The sequence below is a fragment of the Citrobacter sp. TBCS-14 genome (genome assembly GCF_005280805.1).
Lineage (GTDB): Bacteria > Pseudomonadota > Gammaproteobacteria > Enterobacterales > Enterobacteriaceae > Citrobacter > Citrobacter gillenii.
The window spans coordinates 1-201 of sequence record NZ_SZWM01000335.1; the positions used below are offsets into that span (position 1 = coordinate 1).

The following is a 201-nucleotide window of genomic DNA, read 5'->3' on the forward strand; positions in this document are numbered from 1 at the left end:
AAGTGAACATCGTCCTGAAAGCCGACGTGCAGGGTTCTGTTGAAGCGATTTCTGACTCTTTACTGAAACTGTCTACCGACGAAGTAAAAGTGAAGATCATTGGTTCTGGCGTAGGTGGTATCACCGAAACCGACGCGACTCTGGCAGCGGCATCCAACGCGATTCTGGTTGGCTTCAACGTCCGTGCTGATGCATCTGCAC

1 protein-coding gene is annotated in these 201 nt (G+C 51.2%); it reads left to right on the top strand.

Annotated features, from left to right (window positions below):
* Window positions 1-201 (top strand): translation initiation factor IF-2 (locus tag FDX22_RS15375; RefSeq protein WP_146717420.1); only part of this gene is annotated, 201 nt, incomplete at both ends.